Consider the following 20528-nt stretch of genomic DNA (forward strand, 5'->3'; position numbering starts at 1 on the left):
ACTCTTTATTAAAGGACTAGATACAATATTTTTGGTAATTGCCTTAAATGCGGCGGGATCGAATTTAGCCGATTCGGAATTTGTCGAAAGTGAATTATCAGGATATTCATTTAAAGAAAATCAAATAACTTACGGGGACATAGAGCAAAGATGGTTGGTCGTACAGAGCCAAGTGAGAAAAGAATCAGACCTGCGTAAGCTTTCACAAAAAATTATCAAGGCTGAAGAAAAAGCTGTTAAGGAATTGAAAAAGTTATCACAAGATAAATTTGCTTGTGAGGCTGATGCTATCAAGGCATTATTAAAAATATCGAAACAATTTAAATATCACCAAATTGAGCAGAGTAACGTCAGTGAAATCACATCAAAGAAAAAAGACAACCAACCAGAGAAATTCTACCAAATATTCGGGACAGTATCCAGGAATGAAAATCAAATTAACAAGGAAGTACAGAGTGCAGGTAGATTTGTAATTGCCACAAATATTTTAGAGTCTAGTGTACTCAGCAATGACTCAATGTTAAAGGAATATAAAGCACAACAATCATGTGAACGGGGATTTGGTTTTCTCAAAGACCCATTATTTTTTGCAGATAGTATCTTTCTCAAAAGCCCTGAGAGAATTGAATCTCTAGCAATGATTATGGGTTTATGCTTGCTGGTATATACCCTGGCACAAAGACAAATACGAGCCGCTTTACGAGAAAATCAATCAACAATTAGAAATCAGTTAGGTAAACCAACTGCAAAACCTACTGTACGCTGGATATTTCAATGCTTTCAGTCAATTCATTTAGTTACATCTAATGACCAAATTCAAATCTCTAATCAGAATAAAGATAGAGATTTTATTCTGAGGCTTTTACCATCAGATTGTCTTCATTACTATAAATTCGTTACCTAACTATTCTCGTAATTGCGTATTTAATTAGTTATTTTATTTTTGATTAACGGGCTAATTAATTTAACAATTAGTTCTCAATTAATATGTTTAAAATCTAGGTTTGTCGCTTGTATATATTAGTAAAATTGCGAATTTAGAGATTTAGCATAGACATTTATCTATCAAATCACATAAATTTAGTTCTCGTTCTTATTGCTCCTTATTGACAATACATTCTGATGCCATTTTGTCAGATTAATGACTGCTCAAAATCTTTTCTCCCTATAAATGTCTGATTTTATTCTTTGCTTACATTTTTATTTCAGTAATTACCGCTTGTGACAGTTGAAGGTGCGGAATGTGGGTAAAAGAGCATTTCCAATCTATTTTAAATTATTGCCCAAATTAGGTAGTAGTAACATAGATGAGCAACAAAATCTATTGTCTCAAGTCATGCCACTTTTTCCGAATTATAAAATATGTGTATTAGGTGATAGAGAATTTTGTTCGGTAAAACTCGCTAAGTACCTTCAATCCTTGGGTATATACTTTTGCTTGCGATTAAAAAATAACGAATTTGTAGAGTTTGAGAAAGGTATTTTTCAGGAATTAAATAGTCTGGGATTAGCACCAGGGATATCATTTTTTATTAAAGGTGTGAAGGTAACAAAGACTCGCGGTTTCATGAGTTTTAACGTTGCTTGTAAATGGAAACGTAAAATCAACGGAGTAGCACCGAAAGAAGGATGGTTTATCTTAACGAATTTTGATGCGTTAGAATTGGCTATTTCTGCCTATAAACAAAGATTTGATATTGTTCGTCCTTGGCGTTACCGAAGGGTAGAAATGTTTAGATATTTTAAGGAAGGGAGGCTATAATTTAGAGGATACTAATGTAACTGGTCAACGCTTTATTTCTCTAGTTTTATTGATAGCGATTGCTTACTCCTCTGCAACAATTCAGGGTCAACAAATCAAACGTAAAGGAATACAAAAATATATTGCTCGGATCAAAGAACATGGTCGAACGGAACGGAGACGTAGTAGTTTTTATATCGGCTTATATGGTCAAACTTGGGTCAATTTCAAGGATATTTGTATGGATTTAGTCACGGAGTTAATAAAATTAAATCGCAATAAACGTAAGTATTATCAACAAGGTCTAAGAGCTATGAGTCTTATGGAGTCTGTCTTATAGCTGATTTTGTCCCCCCTTCAGCTCTAGATCAACAATGGGCAAACTTTAACTATACAGAATACCCCCCAGAATCTAAAGAAACCATTCCTCAAGCATTATCCGATATCATGACACCACCAGTTGGGCGTGGAGGACAATTAGTACATTTGCCCATGTGATTTTTGTCATTCATTCATATTCCGATATGTAGCAACTGCGGAAGGCGAGATGCGGTTTAAATAACGGAAAATCCAATATTTAAAGATAGTATCTAAAATCACGGGAAACGTAGCAATAAATAAGAAGATAAAATCTCGATTAGCTGGTAAACCCCAATGACGTGATACACCTTCTAAAATTACTTCCCAACCGTGCGGAGAGTGAAAGCCGACAAATACATCAGTAAATAAAATAATGATAAATGCCTTAGCACTATCACTCAGACCATAGACAATATGATCAAAGAAATCTTTTAGCACCATAATCGAAGGCTTGCTGATTACCAACAGATAAATAAAAGCACCTACCGAGAAAATATCAGAAAAAACATTTTTAATAGCGTTGGCACTTTCGCGACGAAATTGTTCCGCAATTTCACGGGCTTTATCTTCCATCTCAACTTCTATCTCTTCCGCAGATAGTCGCGGGGCGCTACTAATTAGATTTTTAAATTTGATTTTTTCTTCAAATCTTTGCAGTTCTATTAATGCTTCTTCCTCCATTTCTAAATTGAGAAAGATTTCGGCTGTTTCGGAACCTCTAAAATGGTTGATTATCGGTCCTACTATTAATACCTTTGATATTTGATGAGTTAACAGAGGTACTATAATTAATAGTAAAATAAATCTAATAGATATTATGGTTCTTCTTTGAGTTAGACGGAAGTTTTTAACAACATCTTCTTCAGCATTGGGGTCTAATTCAACTTGCAGACGGCCGATGGTACTTAAAATCGACCGGGGCAGTATCCCCATTGTATCAGCTTTACCGCGCTGTTTTTTCTGCGGTTCTTGATTTTGAATTGGTAATTTTTGTGGTGATGTTTCAGAGGTAGGTACATCAACTTTAACAATTTGAGGTTTATTGACTAAAGCCGGGGAATTGATCTCGTTATCCAAGTTATGATATTTTGAGATAACTTGATCAATAAATTCTAATTTCTCTAAAATTAAGGTAGGACTAGGATACTCTATACCTGTTTTGTGCGCGGCTCTTTGATGAGATTCATTGGAAAACAAACGACTGGCTCGAAACTCTGTTAGTCGCATCCGGGCAGTTTTTAAATGTTGCTTTAAATCTGACTCAAAGTAATCCATTACACTGTTGCTGTAGATGGCTGAGTTTAAGTCTATTTTATTACCATGAAAATGGTCATCTTCTATGGCTTGAATGTGTAATGCTGCCTTATAAGCTTCCTCTAATGAACGCTCTGGGGTGAGTAAGTACCATCGGTAAGCAGACAGTAAAAAAGGGTAAATTTTTTGGCTAAAAATCGGTATTCTCATCGTCAGCAATTATTTAGCATTTATTAGTGCTTCTGATCATTAAGTTAACGCACAAAGTATACTAGCAAATCTACAAGGGGAGGATTTGTGATTTCTCATTCTACTTGGATTGTTGGCGCTAGCCGCAGTGGTAAAACGGCTCGTTTGGTAGATATTTTTAGTGATTGGTTGCAAAGTGAAAATCATGTTCGGGCATCATTTTATACTAAAAACTCAGACGCTCTCAAAGGCGGGGCGATAGCGCCAGATTCACATCTCCAAAAAACAGCGCCGAGAGTTTTGGTTTTAGCTGCTAATAGTGAAAATCGCCGAGAATTGGCTGATAAAATTGTGACAGCAACTCAAGGAAAATATCCAGTTCGTGCTAAGACGATGCTCGGTTTTTTTCAAGATGAAGTTATTTTATTTTGGCCTTTATTAATTCAGTCGTTAAAACTCAAAGCACAGTTTCCGGTAAGATTACGCCCTGAAACTGAACAGGAATTAGCCACGAAACTTTGGCATTCTCAGTTAAATACAGCCACTTTGCAATCTGCGGGAGTCAATGAGTCCCGTTTGGTACGTCGGATTCTGGATTTATTCCAATTGGCTGCTTACAGTGGTACACCTTGTGAAGATATTGCCCAGATTTTGCACACAGGTTTACCAGAAAATGCCATAGATTTAGAGCCGGAGTTTTTGGTATCTTTATTATTAGATTGGCGCGACTGGTGTTTAGAAAGGGGATTACTTAGCTATGGGATAATTACTGAACTTTATAGTCAGAAGTTATTAAGCGATCGCCATTATCAACAACACTTAACTCAACGCTATCAAGCTGTACTCGCAGATGATGTCGATGATTATCCTGGGGTAGCGCGTCAACTATTTGATTTTTTATTGAATCAAGGTGCAGTGGGGGCTTTTAGCTATAACCCTGATGGTGCAGTGCGTCTAGGTTTGGGAGCAGATCCCCAATATTTGGCAGGTTTAGCCGAACGTTGTCAAATTGAGACATTAACCACATCACCCTTACCCAGTCTAGCAGAGCAACTTTTGACCCCAATGGTGGAGTTAGTCACAGAATCAATGATGCTGTCTAGTTTACCAGACTCAGTGCAGTTAATTCAAACGACCTCCCGCGCCCAATTATTACGGGACACAGCCGAGGAAATTGCGAAAGCGATCAATTCGGGACAAGTACAAGCAGAAGATGTGGCAATTATTGCACCGGGTTTAGATGCGATCGCCCGTTATACTTTAGTAGAAATCCTGAGTAAACAAAACATCCCCGTCGAATCACTCAACGAGCAACGTCCCTTAATTAGTTCACCTGTGATTCGAGCCTTACTCACCATGCTGGCTCTAGTTTATCCCGGTTTAGGTCGCCTTGTAGATCGAGAAGCCGTAGCCGAGATGTTAGTTATCTTTAGTAGAAAACCAGAAATCTCCACCGACCACACCCCACTCCCCACACCCCACTCCCCACTCCCTATTCCCCACACCCCACTCCCCACTCGCATCGACCCAGTACGCGCCGGATTAATTACAGATTACTGTTTTAAACCTCATCCCGATCATCCCCACTTGCTCCCAGTGTCAGCATTCGAGCGCTGGGATAGAATTGGCTATGCAGCTACCACAGCTTATGGTGAAATTTTGCAGTGGTTAGAAAAACAACAAGCAAAGGATTTGATTCCCAGTCCAACTTCTCTGTTATATCTAGCAATGCAGGACTTTATCTGTAAAGATCATCATCCTCCCTACGAAGAAATGGCAGCATTGCGGGAATTACTGGAAACAGCCCAACATTATTGGGAAATTGACACCCGTTTAAGACAAATAACCCCCAGAACAGCAGGGGGAGAACTCCACACAACCATTGCCGAATTTATACACTTACTCCGACGTGGTACTATTACCGCCAACCCTTACCCCTTGCGTCCCATCGGCGCAGCCAGAAAAGCTGTCACCTTAGCAACTATTTTCCAATATCGTTCTAGTAGAAGATTTCACCGTTGGCATTTTTGGTTAGATGCTGGTTCTCCTCTGTGGACAAAAGGTGGCGCAGCGACGCTATTTGCAGCGCCGTTGTTCTTGCGAGACAGGTTAGGCGAACGTTGGACAGCAGAAGATGAAAATCTACTAGAAGAAGCAAGATTGCGAAAAATCCTAGCAGATTTACTGTCTCGTGTCGGTGAAAAAGTTTATTTATGTCACAGCGACTTAGCCGTAAATGGTCAAGAACAAATAGGTCGGCTGTTGCCTTTGGTACAATCGTTTGTGTAAAATTACTTTTAATTATCGGTTGGGGATGAACAATGAGTTATTTCCAAAACTCCCCAAGCTGTACAAGATTCTTTACAATATTAAGTAAGGTAAAGAAGTTTATGAGAAATCAGAGTTAAAAATTATGGGACTATTTGGATTTGGTAAAAAGCTGGCTATCCCCACTCCTGAAGAAGCTTTACCAGGAAGAGCAAAATCAATGCCAGTACCCAATGAACACTATGTCAATAAGAATACTTTAACAGCGCCTTTTCCTGAAGGATTGGAGAAAGCAATATTTGGTTTAGGCTGCTTTTGGGGTGCAGAACGCAAATTTTGGCAACTTCCAGGAGTTTACACAACTGCGGTGGGTTATGCTGCTGGTAGCACCCCAAACCCCAGTTATGATGAAGTATGTAGCGGCATGACTGGTCACAATGAGGTAGTCTTGGTTGTCTTTGATCCTAACGTGGTTAGTTTCTCTCAACTACTAAAAGTTTTTTGGGAAAGCCATAACCCCACCCAAGGAATGCGCCAAGGTAATGATGCTGGTACTCAATACCGTTCGGGAATTTATGTTTATTCCCCACAGCAGAAGCAACTAGCAGAAGCATCGCGGGACGCTTATCAGGAAGCACTCAACAAAGCAGGTTATGGGAAGATTACCACAGAAATTTTAGATGCACCTGAATTTTACTACGCAGAAGCTTATCATCAGCAGTATTTAGCCAAAAACCCCAATGGCTATTGTGGGTTAGGAGGAACAAAGGTTGCTTGTCCCATCGGTGTAGTAGAATCTCAAATTAGTGGCTAGCTTGTAATTCGTCATTGATAATTCGTAATTCGTAATTGCAATCAGTGGTTGCTCTGTATCGTATATTTGAGTACGGCTTGTACATTCTTAATTACGAATTACTAATTACGAATTACGAATTACGAATTAGTAATTATTTACTCAAACCCCCTTGATAACCAGTCACAATTCTGCTACCATCTTTAAGAATATGGATTTCTATCTGGTCACTTGCCCAAGTCATCTGGTCTGCTAAATCTGGGTTAAAAACATTAACGCCTTGATTGCTAGAAGAAACCAAAGACGTGGGAGAATTAATTGCTAGAGAGTCCACAAAAGGACCATCAATCAAGATATCTAATTCTGCTAATAATGCGGCGGAATCTGGTGGTGCTGATGCAGACTGTAATTGCTTGAGGGTGAATCCAGTAAAAGACATTATATTTAAACCCGCAGCTTTGAGCTTACGAGCCAAAGACGCTAGTGCAGTTGCTTGCCAAAAAGGTTCCCCACCGGAAAACGTCACACCTGTATTATTAGGTTTGCTGAGGATATTCTGCGCGAGAGTATCAACAGAAATTAATTGATTAATCCCAAAAGACCAAGACTCAGGATTAAAGCAACCAGAACATTCACGCGGACAACCTTGAACCCAGACAACAGCACGACTTCCCGGACCATTAACTTCTGACTCATCCACGTAACCCATAATATTCAGATAGCCAGCCGGAATTTCTGTGAGTGCTGCTGATGGTTCCGTTAGTTTACTTTCCATCTGTTTCCTCTATTTCCATAGTAAAATATTCCAGATATTTCTGTCAATATCCGGTAAATCAATTCTTACTGTAGACTGCTAAACTCGCTGCCATTAATTTAACTCTTCCTCTCCCTCTCTGCGCCTCTGCGCCTCTGCGTGAAACAAACTCTTAATTAACTCTTAACGGCAGCAAAACTTGAGAAAGAAAACCATCTCCACAATTTACCGTAATTGTGATTACCTGAGCATTCATCAACTCCCCACTACTTCTTACTGTACCACTTCCAGAATTCATCGCATAAGCAGGAAAACAGGCAGCACTCAAACTCAAACGCAGGGCATTACCTTGAGCAATTCGCGCACAAGTAGGTTGGAGTTGAATTTTGGTCGGCGCTTGTTCTGAACCTGGGGGACAATGGACATAACCTTGAGTTAAGTTATAGACGCAGCCATCGGGATGGACTTCTGACAGCACTGCACACAAATCATAACTGGGTTGGTCGGCACTACAAAAGATTTCCACCGCGACATTCCCTAGTAAATGCAAGTTTTCTGTTAAGGGTTCGCTGGTGTAAGTTAAAACATCAGCACGACAATCTAAATGCGATCGCTCAAAAACACCCGCCGGCATTCCTGCATGACCACCCAAAGCGGGAACCGGTCGCCAAGGGTCATGTACTAAGACATCAAAGGAATTTGGGATTTTAGATTTTGGATTTTGGATTAGGCTTCCAGAATCTTCTCTGATATTAGCCAGTCCGGTGGTTGACAAAAAATAAGATTTCTGGTTTACTTTAGGGATAGTTGGATAACTATGCCAAATATTACTTCCTATCTCAAATAGACAAACAGGATCTTCTTCAAGTAATCCTGTATTCATACCTTTGAGAAACTGGTCAAACCAGCGAACTTGCATCTGGTCAACAGGACTCACAGCATTAACACCAAAATCAACTCCACCAACTTTGCGACCCCAAGGCAAATGCGCCCAAGGACCAATGATTAAATGTTGGGGTGTGGTGCTACGGGCGATCATATATTGATATAAATGCCAAGTTCCTCGCAGGTAAGTATCAAACCATCCCCCGATATGGAACATGGGCAAATCAATATTTTGTAAGTGGTTTTTAGGCGAAAGTTTTTCCCAGTATGTATCGGGATGAGAATATGTCAGCCACTGATGATAAAATGATTCTGGGGCGAGTTGCTGGAGAATTTCGGGATGAGTTACAGGTAAATTACGAGACGCAGCAAATAATGCTTCATAAGCTGTTTTGTCTTTGCGTAAACGAGCGGTTTCTGTAGCTAGTTGAATTGCCCAAGCGAGGTTAGTTTGTAAACAAAATGCACCCCCTTCATAAGCCCAATCTGTATATAAATCATAGCCAATCATGGCTGGGCAAATTGTTTTTAATGCTGGTGGTTTTGCAGATGCGGCATATAGTTGAGTCATTCCTTGATAGGAAAAGCCATACATCCCCACTTTGCCGTTACTACCAGGGAGTTTCGCCGCCCAGTTTACGGTGTCTTCTCCATCGGCGATTTCGTGCTTAAATAGCTGAAATTCACCTTCGGATGTGCCTCTTCCTCTTACGTCTTGAATAACTACAATATAGCCATGTGCAGCATACCAAATGGGATGGGCATAGACAACTGTGGAGGCGATCGCTCTTCCATAGGGTTGGCGCATTAATAAAACGGGATATTCTCCCTCTGCTTCGGGGCGATAAATATCTGCATCTAGGCGGATACCGTCGCGGGTTTGCATGGAGGCTGTTTGTTTGGGTAGGATTTTGTGCATGAGTTGACGGAGCGATCGCTATAATAAAATTAGCATTTAGGCAAAATTTCTCCAATAGCACAGAAACCCGCCCAATTTGCCGGTTCGCTCAGGGGTTTGTCATCTGGTTGATACCATTTAAGATAACGAGTATTTTCTGTAACCTACTCTATGGATTTAAAATAATCATCAAATCTAAAACAAAACCACGTAGAACTTCTTCACCAGAAACTTGAGGAGGTCTCTCAAAAGAGAAATTTAAAACTTCTACATCTTGTCCTGGGCGATAAATTTCTACCGAAGGTGTTTGCGGATCAATTAACCAACCTAACCGCGCACCATTTTCTTGATACTCCCGCATTTTAGCGCCTAATTTAGCTAAACTATCACTTTCTGAACGCAGTTCAATTACAAAATCAGGACAAAGCGGCGGAAAACGTCTTTTTTCATCTTTAGTTAAAGCTTCCCAACGTTCTAACTTCACCCAAGCCGCATCGGGACAGCGATATGCACCATTGGGTAATTTAAACTCAGTCGAAGAGTCAAAGACTTTGCCTAACTTGGTTTTACGGTTCCATAAATTTAACTCTGTGATTAAATCAGAGTTTCTAATTCCGCTTTCACCGCCTGTTGGGGGCATAATAATTAATTCTCCAGTCTGGGTAAGTTCTAATTGCCAAGGTTCGTTAGCAATGCAGAGTTGATAAAACTGCTCATCGGTTAAACCTACGCTTGGAGGTATGCTTAAGGTGAGGGTTTCCATGATGATTTTCACGAAAGGGTTAATTCTATTATCGTGGGTAAAATTCTGCTTGAGTTAAATAATTTTGCGTGAATGCGATGATATCAACCACAAATGAATACCCATGAATACCAATTAAATGCAATTCATCTGTGTTTATCTGTGGTTTCGGGGAGCATCCCAACTTGGAAGATATATTTTTCATTAAGCCGTAAGAACCTGATTACATGGTTAGACAGAAAAGATATATTTCCAAAGTGGGATGCTCCCTGCTTCCGAACTTCTTTAACAAGGCATCAACGCATTTGATCTTCCTAAAACTTCCATATCCTCTGCATCTAATTCCACCGGAATCCCACTGCGAATTAATTCCGAAAAATCTTCATTAGGAACCATCACCGTTAAAGTATATAAGCGAGATTTCCCTATATTCTTAATTAAATGAGTTCCAGTTGGAGGTACTAACAAACTATCCCCGGCTTGAATTTTGACACTCTTCCCATCACACATAGCTACCCCTTCCCCTTTGAGGACAAAAAACATTTCCACCGCCCATTGATGACGGTTTGGTGGTGTTTGTCCACCCACATCAAAAATTTCGATGCAGCAAGTTAAAGAAGTATTCGCATTGATGGAATCAAAAATAATCGCCAGCCGATTAGAATCATCTGGACTGATGCGATATGTTTGATAATCCTTGGGAGATTTGATCACAGGAATTACACATTTAGTAGCTTGCATTTATTCATCTCCTTTAAACTAATAACTGTAAATGTTCTCTACTAAGTCAGCACTTTTAAAATCGCTTCTGAATCAGTTACAAAACCGAAACATTGCTTAACGTTATATAATGTCGCCAGCCAACAATACTCAGGAGAAGTCGTAGCTGTGCAATTCTTAACTAAAATGCAGTCATAGCCTAAAAAATTGGCATCACATAGGGTAGACATCACACATTGATCAGCATTCACACCTCCAAATAATAGTGTCGTTCTTCCCAAGTTCCGCAGAATACTATCTAAAGGCGTATCCCAAAAGCCACTCATGCGGTATTTATCCACTCGAATATCTTCTGGTAGCTGTTGCAGTCCATCTACGACCGAGGCCGCCCAACTACCCGCCATCAGGACTTTAGCACCGTTGCTGGGCAGAGAATCGCCCAATCCTACGCCTGATCCTGTGGGGTTGTAGACGTGCATTAAAGCCGCACTAACATTGAGTAAGTCGGGACGATTTCCCCAGTTAAGCCAAATTATCGGCACATCCACAGCACGTAGTTTTGGCAGTAAACTATTTAAAGGTGCGATGGGTTGACGTGCTGGTGTGACATCTACGCCAATATGCGCTAACCATCCATCGGGGTGACAGAAGTCGTTTTGCATATCAATGATGATGATGGCGGTTTTTGCTAAGTCGAGGTGCAGAGTTTTGGTTTCTGTGGGTAAGATAACCGGTTGTGGGGTCTTTGGAGGACGAGTAATATCTGCGATATCCTGATTTACAGTCCACGCATTTGGTTCAACTCCCAATCTCCGTAATGGTAAATTCATAAATGACAACACTCAAAACAGTCCTTAAATTTGTAACTTGAATTTCTAATGTTTGTGCAATTACTTAATTAAGGTTAAATAAAGTGAATTTTACGATTCAAAACGTTCTGATTGCTACCAATGACGATTATGCCACCGTAGATGTGCAGGTTATTGATGGTACAATAGCGGCGATCGCACCGGATTTAGATGTCATCGGTACTGCTGTTGATGGTAGCAATAAACTATTACTCCCTGGTTTCGTCAACGCCCACACCCATTCCTCAGAAATGTGGCAACGGGGAATTATGTCAATTTTTCCTTTAGAATTATGGCTAGCCGAATTATATGATTTTGCACCCCTCGATTTAGAAAAAGTTTATCTGAGTGCTTTGGGAACAGCTGTAGAAACTTTACTTTCCGGTGGAACCAGTGTAGTAGATCATTTGGTGTTAACTCCTGGAAAAGAATTAGAAACCATCGCCACTGCGGTGCGTGCTTATCGAGAAGTGGGAATTCGGGCTTTTATTGCGCCACTAATTCAAGATGAATCCCTCAGCGCTGGGATACCTTCGGGGGAAACAGAACAAAACCATGAACCTTATTTTCGCTCAACTACGGCGACATTAGAAATTATAGAAGAAGCGGTGAAACAATTTCATCGTCCAGAAGAGGGGGTGAGTATTTTAGTTGCACCAACAGGGATACAATTGTGTAGTGATGGTTTATTTAAAGGATGTATTGAATTAAGCGATCGCTATAATCTTTGTCGTCACTCCCACTTATTAGAAACCAAAGCCCAAGAAAAACTCGCCCAAGAAAAATACGGATGTACTGCTGTGGAACATCTGCAACGCATTGGATATTTAGGCGATCGCACATCCTTAGCTCATTGTGTCTGGTTAAATGATCATGATATCACCATTCTCGCCCAAACCCAATGTACAGTTGTCCATAACCCCTTGAGTAACCTGCGTTTAGGCAGTGGTATCGCCCCAATTTTAAAATATATCAAATCAGGGGTAAACGTGACTTTTGGTTGTGATGGCGCTTCTAGTAACGACTCCCAAGACCTGCTAGAAGCCATCAAAATGGGTTCCATCTTGCACAACATAACAGACTCAGATTATCAAAACTGGATCACACCCAAAAAAGCCGTAGAAATGGCATCATTAGGAGGAGCAAAAGGACTAAATATAGCTGACCAAATTGGTTCCCTCACCGTAGGTAAACAAGCAGACTTAGTAATGTATGATTTAACAAATTTATCATTACTACCCAGAACAGATCCCATAGGTTTATTAGTATTAGGTCGCCCCACAAACGTTGTCCATAGCGCTTGGATAAACGGGAAACAAATAGTTAGCAAAAATCAAATCAATACAATCAACATAGATAACTTACGACAAGAACTATTTAATCGTAGTCAATGGGAAACAAAACGCAAATCTCAAACCGTCGCCCAAATAGAAACTCATTATCGCCAAGTAATGGACTTATAACCAGCAGAAAAACCCCCTCCGCGAACCTTTGCGTTAACCTCCGCGCCCCTTTGCGTTAAAATATTAACCTAGCTAACGCCTCACATAACCTAACCGCCAATATTGTGGTTCCTGTAACTGACTTAACTTACCTTGAGCAATTAACTTCAAAGCAATGCGAGTGTTTAAAAATCCCCGAATCATGGTATAATAATCCAGATTATCAACTCCAGATAAAACCTCGTCAATATCCTGAACTCGTCCGCAGTAAGTGATAGTTCCAGGTATTGATACTGTAAATAAAGCATCACTTCTGTATTCAGCAGGAATAGCAAATATAGCGTAGACATTATGTGGTCCAAGCCAAGGTTTGACTACTAACTTTTGAGGATGAGTATAGTACTTTTGAACTTGTGGCGGATAAAATCCCCCTTGTTCACACCTAACTATCGGCTTTTGTTCCGAGATATAAGCAGAAATATCATAAAATACCAGAACGCTCAATAAGCTTAGTAATAATAACAAAATAAAAAGTCTGATTTTTCGCACTGTTCAAATAGATAAGTTGCACAAAAAGAAATTGCTCACACTTCTATCCTACATAGAGAAAAATCAAGGGATGGAAAATGTTAAAATTTACACAATCTCACAGACGCGATCGCATTCAAATTGTTAAATTAACTAAGAATAGCAGCATGGAATCAAGCTAATTACAATCCATCATGGTATCTAATCCTCTTCGTTTCCCGGACGTTCAAAATCACTGGGCCAGGCCATTCATCGAAGCATTAACAGAGCGGAGCATTTTAAATGGTTATCCGAATGGCACTTTTCGACCAGATAACTCAGTGACTCGCGCTGAATTTGCCGCTATACTGGGAGCAGTATTTGCATCATCCCGGTCTCCTAAACGGGAATATGTTCCCTTTATTGATGTCCCGGATAATCACTGGGCTGTGAATCGGATTAAACAAACTTATGAAGCCGGATTTTTTAGCGGCTATCCTGATGGACGCTTTCGCCCCAATGACAGGATTTTCCGCAGTGATGTTTTAGTGGCGATCGTCAACGGCTTAGAAATCGCGGCTAATGTTAAACCCGATTTACTGAATATATTACCACAAATTTATCAAGATGCCGCCAAGATTCCTGCCTATGCGAGAACTCAAGTGGCGATCGCTACTGCAAAAAACTTAGTAGCGAGTTACCCCAACGTTAAAATACTCAACCCCCGTGTAGCCGCAACTCGTGCAGATGTGGTAGTCATGGTCTATCAGGCAATGGTGTATTTATTGTGGAGAAATAAAATTACCTCCAATTATATCATAGTTCCCCCAATAGTTGTACCTACCCCTCCCATAGAAAACATTTACCATCAGCGAGAGTTTCGCGGTGCGTGGGTGACAACAGTATGGAATAATGATTGGCCTTCCCAAGCCGGACTTTCCACAGCACAACAGAAAGCAGAATTTATCGAAATTGTCAACCGACTACAATATCTGAATTTTAACGCCCTGATTTTGCAAGTGCGACCAGAGGGTGATGCTTTATATGCTTCCCCATTTGAACCGTGGAGTGCTTGGTTGAGCGGAACTCAAGGTAAAGCACCAGATCCATATTATGATCCTTTAGAGTTTGCGATCGCCGAATGTCACAAACGCAATATAGAACTTCATGCTTGGTTCAACCCCTACCGCGCCAAAACCAGCCTCACAGCTAGACCCAACGCCAGTCCCCATATAGCTGTCACCAACCCCGAAGTAGTTTACCAATGGGGTAATCAACTATGGATGGACCCAGGTAGTAAAATCGTCCAAGACCGTGCTTTCAACGTCATTATAGATGTTGTCCGCCGCTATGATATCGATGCCATTCATCTAGATGATTATTTTTATCCCTATCCCATCCAGGGTCAAACCTTCCCCGACAATCAAACCTATGCAGCTTCTCAAGCAAATGGTGGTCAACTCAGCTTAGGTGACTGGCGACGGAACAATGTTAATCAAATGGTATTACGTATATCTGAAGGAATTAAAGCCACAAAGCCCCACGTTAAATTTGGTATTAGTCCCTTTGGTATTTACCAACCAGGACAACCACCAGGAATCAATGGCTTAGATGCTTATAATCAGTTATATGCTGATGCCAAAAGATGGTTACAAGGAGGTATAGTAGATTACTTAGCCCCCCAACTGTATTGGCGCATCGACCAAGCTGCACAAAGTTATCCCCTATTGCTCAAATGGTGGACAGAAATTAATACTAGCCAACGACATATATATGTAGGCAACAATCTTAGTAAACTCGATGGTCAAGCTTGGACAAATCAAGAAATTCAGCAACAAGTCGCCATTACGCGCAACCTAGCCAATAACTTGTCCCTGGGTAATATCTTCTTTAGCATGAGTGCCATTACTCAAAATCGTCAAGGAATTGCTGACAGTTTCCGAAATTCCCTTTATTCTACCCCCGCCATAGTACCCACTATGTCATGGCGCAATACAACGGCACCACCACCACCCCAAGAACTACAAGTTAATAATAGCCGCCTCAGTTGGCGACCCGGAGATAATCAACCGGTTCGTTCTTGGACACTTTATCGAGAATTTGGTGATTATTGGAAACTGGCGCGAGTCTTGTCAGCTGGGACAACCTTCGCCACTGTTCCACAAGCCGGAAACTATGCAGTGTGTGCAGTTGATAGGTTGGGAAATGAAAGTCAGGGTGCGGTAATTACAGTCATTTAATGAAAACTGATAACTGTTAACTGTTAAAGCTGTCCCCTGAACATTCAAATAAATGTAACCCCAAGCGCCGGGAGAGTTCCTCACACACCTTGACTCCCCGGACACTATTACCACGCACATCTAACAAAGGCGAAAATACTCCAATACCCATTTTGTGAGGTACAACCGCCATAATTCCCCCACAAACACCACTTTTAGCCGGAAGTCCCACTTTATAAGCCCATTCCCCAGCAAAGTTATACATCCCGCAGGTGTACATAACGCTGAGAATATCTTTAATGTAACGACTATCTAATGCTTGTTCACCTGTAACTGGGTTAACACCTTTGTTAGCCATAGTCGCCGCCATCACCGCTAAATCTTGGCAATTCACCATCACAGCACATTGCTGAAAGTAAAGATCCAAAACTTCCTCAATGTTTTGGTCAATCATACCAAAATTAAGCATCAGATGTGCTATGGCGCGGTTGCGATGTCCCGTACTGCGTTCAGAGGTAAAAACTGAAATATCAACCATTGTATCCCTTCCGGTGTATTTGCTAAACATTTCCAGCACCCGGTTTAAGCGTTCTGTTGGACCATTGCCTTTAATTAAACTGGTAGTAGCGATCGCACCTGCATTTACCATAGGGTTATAAGGTCGCTTCGATTTTTCATCCAGAATAATCGCGTTGAATGCGTCTCCTGTTGGTTCCACCCCAACTCTAGTTAAAACATAATCCCGTCCATGATCTTCTAAGGCCAGTCCGTAAGCAAACACCTTAGAAATTGACTGAATTGTAAATTGTTGTTGATAGTCCCCGACTTTGTAAGTTTGACCATCTACAGTCACAATACAAATGCTGAATAATTCCGGATTCACCTTCGCTAGTTCTGGAATATAGTTTGCTAGTGTCCCCTCTTTTTTTGACTTGTATTTGGAATACAAGTCGTTGAGAACAGCTAAAAATGGCGCTGAGACAATTTCTAAACCTTCGGAATTTGCTTGGTTTGCCATAAGGCTGATAGGTTACTCTGAAAAATCATATTTTAGTCAATATAGCAAGCGAGAACGCTTGTATTTTTCGCTACATACTTTTATTATTGGCTCATGCCAGTGAAGCTTTTTTTATTGTCTCATCATTGATTTTTATTTGTGGGCGATTTTTTTTAGTTACCAAATTAGCTAATATTTAACCGTATATTTAGATAGATATAGAGCAAACTTAAACACTTACAAATTAAAATTATTAAGTATATTTATTTAGATATTATCTAAGAATCTAACTTCAAGCTAGAGGATGGCTCCTAGCTTATCTCAAATGAATAATATCTGTAAGTGTTGATAAAGATGATTTTTAGTAGGATCACAAAAATTTATCAACTAAATATCATCAAGGATTTTGAGAAGGATTTGGCTAGATTATATTGAATTATTATCAACATGATTTAATAAAATTATATGTTTTCTTAAATACAATTTAAGTTCAGGAGTATTACAGTTAATTTAAATTGGCTGTCATATTAAAATTTCCTATGAAAAATTTTATTAATTGAAAAAAACGTTACATAGTCAAAATCGCCATTAGAGAACGGTTTGACCCTGGAAATGGAAATGGAAATTGAATCAAGTGATGTATATCTACGCTAAAACCCTGATCCCCAAGCTCAAAAATTCATGTTACTGTGTTGCAGTTAATAAACAAAAAGTGAAAGCGGAACAAGTTCGAGTTATTAAAAATACGTCACTTTTTGTGGCACAAAATTCCACGAACTAAAAAAGTTCCGTTCTACAGTCGCTTTAAAAATCGGACGCATGAATCAAAGATATTTGTGGACTATTGTCGCCCTGTTTCTGACTGCTCTGGGTACGCCCTTAGCCGGTCACGCTCAAACCACTACGGAAAAGGAAGCTACTTCAGTTTCTCAAAAATCATCAGTTAATGATGCCGTTAAAGTAGGAGAGTTTAAAACCGCAGCAGGGAAACTTACTTCGGATGGTGTGATCACAAACATTCATTCTCACAACATTGAAGGTCGCAAGGCAGCAACCCTGTTTATCAAAGATATTCCAGTTCTCACCTTTTTGAGTTCTCAGCCAGTAGCAAGTGTTGATCCGAAAGTTGGTGTAATTGGAAAGACTAAGGGACAACAGTCGTATTCCCGAATTGCAGATAACTCAGCCAAGTTAAGCAGTGTAGGGAGTTTGACGAATGCGAGAAACCAAAAGACATCGCTTCATAATGACCCGGTTCATAGAGCTGGTTTAATCGCAGCTAGTATTAACCAGCTAGTCCTACACAGTGAGGACGCTGAACAAATTACCGTTAGTTGGAAGGGCGAGGGCGAATCTACAGCCAATCAAGCCCAGAACAAAAATGCCTCTGTCTCACAACAGCCAACAGAGCGGTATACAATCAAAATCAATGGCCAAGAATTGGTAGAAATCAATGCAAAAACCATCCTAGCAGGTACTACCGACAATCTCGCAGAAGATGCATTGCAAGCAACCAATCGCTTGCGGAGACTGATTGGTAATGCATCTCCCATCACCGAAATTGCTGACTTACCAGAACGCGCTAGAATTTCTCTGCCACAGATGGGATTGCAGATTGCCAACAATAGACGATTCAATTTCCGAGGCATAGCTTCCTTTTACGGTCGCGGCTTCGCTGGTAAACCCACGGCAACTGGCGAGAGATTTAATCCAGAAGCCATGACTGCCGCCCATCGTACCTTACCCTTTGGTACACGAGTCCGTGTCACCAACACCCGCAATGGTCGTTCCGTTGTGGTGCGAATTAATGACCGAGGCCCATTTATTCGAGGTCGAATCATTGATGTCTCTACTGGTGCAGCTAGAGCTATAGGAATGATCAACAGTGGTATTGCACCAGTGAAGATTGAAGTTCTGGGTAGATAATTCTTCAGGGTAGGACAAAGGGACAAAAGAAGCAGGGGAGCACCGGAGCATCGGAGCAAGGGGGAGTTTAAATTACTTTAAACTTCCGGTTACCTAACAACCTTTCCTCTTCTCCCCAGCACCCTGCCCCCTGCCCCCTTTCCTCTTCTCCCCCCCCACTCCCCACTCCCCCATTTCAGATATAAACTAACGGGGGAGAGGCTTAAAAAGAACTAGGGGAATTTTGTGCGCCTGCTGACAACAGTCGCAGCTTTACGCTGCTATTTAACTAAACGCTGTTCCGAAAATCAGCTGACGGTTCCAGAAGATTTGGGACTAGATGAGATAACTAGCTGGTACCAGACGGCTGTCGGTTTGGTGCCAACGATGGGAGGATTACATCAAGGTCATTTGAGCTTAATTAACAGAGCAAGGCAAGAAAATTCTACGGTGATTGTCAGTATTTTTGTCAATCCCCTGCAATTTGCTCCTCATGAGGATTATGAACGTTATCCCCGCACTTTAGACTCAGACCAACAACTCTGTTTACAAGCAGGGGTAGATGCAATTTTTGCACCTACTCCGGAGGAAATGGGTGTTTCTCAGAAAAGTCTACAAGAATCTCAAGTTACACAAGTAACGCCTCCATCTGCTATGATGTTAGGTTTGTGTGGTCGTTCTCGGATAGGTCACTTTCAGGGTGTGGCGACGATTGTTACCAAGCTTTTGAACTTGGTACAACCTGAGCGAGCCTACTTTGGACAAAAAGATGGTCAGCAACTGGCTATTATTAGACGGCTGGTTACTGATTTGAATTTGCCAGTGGAGATTGTTGCTTGTCCAACGGTACGGGAAGCTTCAGGTCTGGCTTTAAGTTCTCGTAACCAATATTTGACTGCACAAGAAAAAGAGCAAGCAGCGATCTTATATCGAGGTTTACGGGCCAGTTTAGCTGCATTTAAGGCTGGTGTTCGTAACAGCAGCGAGCTGATAGCCGTGGTACAGCGAGAATTGGCAAAGGTTAGTAATCTAATCGTGGAATATATTGAATTGGTGGAACCGACTACGTTAATGTCTTTAGAAACAGTTGAGGAGGAAGGAATGCTGGCGATCGCAGCTCGTCTTGGTTCGACACGTTTAATTGATAATACCATCTTGAGCGATCGTCAACCCATCATCGCTATCGATGGCCCAGCAGGGGCTGGCAAGTCCACAGTGGCTCGTCAAGTGGCAAGTAAGCTGGATCTAGTTTATCTAGATACAGGCGCTATGTATCGCGCTGTGACTTGGCTGGTGCTACAAAAAGGTATTGCCATTGATGATGAATGTGCGATCGCCCAATTAGTCAGTCAGTGTAACATTGAACTTACCCCCACCCATGACCTGCAATATCCCGTCAAGGTTTGGATTAATGGTACTGATGTCACTCAGGCAATTCGCACAATTGAGGTGACATCTCAAGTATCGGCAATAGCTGCACAAAGCGCTGTGCGTCAAGCACTCGTGAAACAACAGCAAAGCTGGGGTAAAAAAGGTGGTTTAGTCGCAGAAGGTCGAGACATTGGGACTCATGTCTTCCCCAATGCTGAAGTCAAGATTTTCTTAACCGCCTCAGTCAGTGAACGCGCCCATCGCCGTCAGCAAGACTTTAAAGAACAGGGTCAATCCGAAGTGAATTTAGAGCAGCTGAAACAGGATATCGCCGAACGTGACTGGAAAGACAGCACTCGTAAAGTTTCCCCTTTACAAAAAGCAGCAGATGCAGTTGAAATCCAGTCAGATGGTCTTAACGCCTCTGAAGTCACAGCGCAAATCGTTAAGTACTACCAACAACGGTTATCTCAGGTGTAGTTACTGTAATTTAATATTACTTTTTCGTTAAATATAATGGTGAGCCAAACAATTTTGGATTTACGATTTGGGATTTTGGATTAATTCCGCCCTGAAGGGGTGGGGCTTGTACCGAAAATTCCCAATCCAAAATCTAAAATCCAAAATCTAAAATT

General features: G+C 41.0%; 15 protein-coding genes and 1 pseudogene. 8 read left to right on the forward strand and 8 right to left on the reverse strand.

All coding sequences use genetic code 11. From position 1 onward, the window contains the following. The coding region (locus NSP_RS13890; RefSeq protein ID WP_144360605.1) for an IS1634 family transposase at positions 1-904 on the forward strand (904 nt) is incomplete at its 5' end. Between the two features lie 345 nt (positions 905-1249). Then, positions 1250-2081: pseudogene (locus tag NSP_RS24805) on the forward strand (IS4 family transposase); the annotation flags it as partial. A gap of 164 nt (positions 2082-2245) precedes the next feature. On the opposite strand, the gene NSP_RS13900 reads toward NSP_RS24805, so the two are convergent. Then, a complete protein-coding gene (locus tag NSP_RS13900; RefSeq protein WP_173403288.1) occupies positions 2246-3574 on the reverse strand; it encodes a proton extrusion protein PcxA in 1329 nt (442 codons plus the stop codon). A 78-nt stretch (positions 3575-3652) separates the two neighbouring features. On the opposite strand from NSP_RS13900, the gene NSP_RS13905 reads away from it, so the two are divergent. Together NSP_RS13905 and msrA are read left to right on the forward strand one after the other, a co-directional pair. After that, entirely contained in the window at positions 3653-5833 is a 2181-nt protein-coding gene (locus NSP_RS13905) for a PD-(D/E)XK nuclease family protein (protein ID WP_006195965.1), read from the forward strand. A 124-nt stretch (positions 5834-5957) separates the two neighbouring features. Beyond that, on the forward strand, positions 5958-6626 hold the full coding sequence (gene msrA / locus NSP_RS13910) for a peptide-methionine (S)-S-oxide reductase MsrA (RefSeq protein WP_006195966.1): 669 nt from the start codon (positions 5958-5960) through the stop codon (positions 6624-6626). Positions 6627-6759: 133 nt separating this feature from the next. Here the strand turns inward: msrA and NSP_RS13915 are convergent, their stop codons facing one another. The 5 genes from NSP_RS13915 to NSP_RS13935 all read right to left on the reverse strand — a co-directional run bounded on the left by NSP_RS13915 (position 6760) and on the right by NSP_RS13935 (position 11434). Further along, on the reverse strand, positions 6760-7380 hold the full coding sequence (locus NSP_RS13915) for a 4Fe-4S single cluster domain-containing protein (protein WP_006195967.1): 621 nt from the start codon (positions 7378-7380) through the stop codon (positions 6760-6762). 151 nt (positions 7381-7531) lie between these two features. Further along, positions 7532-9163, reverse strand: a complete 1632-nt coding sequence (locus tag NSP_RS13920; RefSeq protein WP_006195968.1) for a CocE/NonD family hydrolase — start codon at positions 9161-9163, stop codon at positions 7532-7534. Between the two features lie 148 nt (positions 9164-9311). Then, complete coding sequence (locus NSP_RS13925) at positions 9312-9905, reverse strand: Uma2 family endonuclease (protein ID WP_006195969.1); 594 nt, start codon at positions 9903-9905, stop codon at positions 9312-9314. A gap of 264 nt (positions 9906-10169) precedes the next feature. Next, positions 10170-10625, reverse strand: a complete 456-nt coding sequence (locus NSP_RS13930) for a cupin domain-containing protein (protein ID WP_006195970.1) — start codon at positions 10623-10625, stop codon at positions 10170-10172. A 41-nt stretch (positions 10626-10666) separates the two neighbouring features. After that, complete coding sequence (locus NSP_RS13935) at positions 10667-11434, reverse strand: cysteine hydrolase family protein (RefSeq protein WP_006195971.1); 768 nt, start codon at positions 11432-11434, stop codon at positions 10667-10669. An 83-nt stretch (positions 11435-11517) separates the two neighbouring features. Here NSP_RS13935 and NSP_RS13940 point away from each other — a divergent pair, with 83 nt between their 5' ends. Next, positions 11518-12915 carry an amidohydrolase gene (locus NSP_RS13940; protein WP_006195972.1) on the forward strand — a complete coding sequence of 466 codons (1398 nt, stop codon included), beginning with the start codon at positions 11518-11520 and terminating at the stop codon, positions 12913-12915. Between the two features lie 72 nt (positions 12916-12987). On the opposite strand, the gene NSP_RS13945 is transcribed toward NSP_RS13940, so the two are convergent. After that, positions 12988-13419: a hypothetical protein gene (locus NSP_RS13945; RefSeq protein WP_231859472.1), complete on the reverse strand. Its 432-nt coding sequence runs from the start codon at positions 13417-13419 to the stop codon at positions 12988-12990. 197 nt (positions 13420-13616) lie between these two features. On the opposite strand from NSP_RS13945, the gene NSP_RS13950 reads away from it, so the two are divergent. After that, positions 13617-15641, forward strand: coding sequence for a glycoside hydrolase family 10-like protein (locus NSP_RS13950; protein ID WP_006195974.1), 2025 nt, complete (start codon positions 13617-13619; stop codon positions 15639-15641). 16 nt (positions 15642-15657) lie between these two features. Here NSP_RS13950 and glsA read toward each other — a convergent pair whose 3' ends face one another. After that, positions 15658-16638: a glutaminase A gene (gene glsA, locus NSP_RS13955; protein ID WP_006195975.1), complete on the reverse strand. Its 981-nt coding sequence runs from the start codon at positions 16636-16638 to the stop codon at positions 15658-15660. 798 nt (positions 16639-17436) lie between these two features. Here glsA and NSP_RS13960 point away from each other — a divergent pair. Then, entirely contained in the window at positions 17437-18543 is a 1107-nt protein-coding gene (locus tag NSP_RS13960; RefSeq protein WP_006195976.1) for a septal ring lytic transglycosylase RlpA family protein, read from the forward strand. A 225-nt stretch (positions 18544-18768) separates the two neighbouring features. Beyond that, a complete protein-coding gene (locus NSP_RS13965; protein WP_006195977.1) occupies positions 18769-20373 on the forward strand; it encodes a bifunctional pantoate--beta-alanine ligase/(d)CMP kinase in 1605 nt (534 codons plus the stop codon). Positions 20374-20528: the final 155 nt, after the last annotated feature.

This window comes from Nodularia spumigena CCY9414 (assembly GCF_000340565.2).
Lineage (GTDB): Bacteria > Cyanobacteriota > Cyanobacteriia > Cyanobacteriales > Nostocaceae > Nodularia > Nodularia spumigena.

Bases quoted from the DNA above. Each gene is read 5' to 3' on its own strand.
- msrA (WP_006195966.1), top strand. From the start codon at position 5,958: ATGGGACTATTTGGATTTGGTAAAAAGCTGGCTATCCCCACTCCTGAA.
- NSP_RS13915 (WP_006195967.1), bottom strand. From the start codon at position 7,380: ATGGAAAGTAAACTAACGGAACCATCAGCAGCACTCACAGAAATTCCG.
- NSP_RS13920 (WP_006195968.1), bottom strand. From the start codon at position 9,163: ATGCACAAAATCCTACCCAAACAAACAGCCTCCATGCAAACCCGCGAC.
- NSP_RS13925 (WP_006195969.1), bottom strand. From the start codon at position 9,905: ATGGAAACCCTCACCTTAAGCATACCTCCAAGCGTAGGTTTAACCGAT.
- NSP_RS13930 (WP_006195970.1), bottom strand. From the start codon at position 10,625: ATGCAAGCTACTAAATGTGTAATTCCTGTGATCAAATCTCCCAAGGAT.
- NSP_RS13935 (WP_006195971.1), bottom strand. From the start codon at position 11,434: ATGAATTTACCATTACGGAGATTGGGAGTTGAACCAAATGCGTGGACT.
- NSP_RS13950 (WP_006195974.1), top strand. From the start codon at position 13,617: ATGGTATCTAATCCTCTTCGTTTCCCGGACGTTCAAAATCACTGGGCC.
- glsA (WP_006195975.1), bottom strand. From the start codon at position 16,638: ATGGCAAACCAAGCAAATTCCGAAGGTTTAGAAATTGTCTCAGCGCCA.
- NSP_RS13960 (WP_006195976.1), top strand. From the start codon at position 17,437: ATGAATCAAAGATATTTGTGGACTATTGTCGCCCTGTTTCTGACTGCT.